1 protein-coding gene and 1 pseudogene are annotated in these 904 nt (G+C 69.2%); both read left to right on the forward strand.

The features are described from left to right. Positions 1-360 (forward strand): annotated as a pseudogene (locus tag ACZI8Q_RS20660) (hypothetical protein); the annotation flags it as partial. Further along, positions 357-904: ESX secretion-associated protein EspG (locus ACZI8Q_RS20665; protein WP_463375448.1), on the forward strand; the 548-nt coding region annotated here is incomplete at its 3' end. The pseudogene ACZI8Q_RS20660 and the gene ACZI8Q_RS20665, both read left to right, overlap by 4 nt.

Consider the following 904-nt stretch of genomic DNA (forward strand, 5'->3'; position numbering starts at 1 on the left):
GGTGCCGGTGGTATCGGCGGCGGTGGCAGTGTCGGCGGCGGACTGGGCACACCACCACCGCCGGCGGCTCCCGCGGGTGGTCCCGCAGCCGGTGCGGTGGCCGGTGGTGCCGCAGGCGGTGTCGGTGGGGCACGCGGCGGCGGTGTCGGTGCGGCCGGGATGCGGGGCATGGGGATGGCCCCGATGGGCGCCCGCGGCGGCGGTGGCAACAACGACGACGAGCACAAGACCCCGGACTACCTGCACAACGACGAGTTGCGTCAATGGGTCGACGAACAGTCCGGTCGCGGGTACGCACCGGTGATCGGCGCCCAGCGACCCGCCCCGCCGGCCGACAACAGCGGATCGACGCAGCAGTGAGTACGTGGACGTTCGACCCGCTGACGTATCAGGTGGGGTGGCGCTCCTTCGGGGTCGAGCACCCGCACTACCCGTTCCAGTACCGGCCCCGCTCCGAAACGATCGACGAGTACGAACGTGAATGCCTCACGGCAGCAACACGGTTCCAGTCCCAGCTCGACGACGACCTGTACTGGGCGTTCGTGACCATGCTCAACCCCGAGGCACGGGTGTATGCGTGCGGGTTCACCGGACCCGGCGAAGCCGAAAAAGTACGGGCGTATGTTGCCGTGCGCGGCCCGCACGCCGTCCTCATGCGGCAAGACCCCGGCCCGGATCACGGATGCGGCGGCGCCGTGCATCTTTCACGCCTACCGCACGGGCGTTGCGGCGACGCCATCGCCCATGCGCTGCCGGACGTCGACCCGGGACGACGCGCACGCATCGACGTCGACCGACGCGACCTCGAAAACGAACCGGGTGGCGAGTTCGACACTCCCACATCGTGGTTGCGTGAACCCAGCCGTCAGGCCACACCGAAACAGGAACTCGAACAACTACTGGA

The sequence above is a fragment of the Rhodococcus quanlei genome (assembly GCF_055231015.1).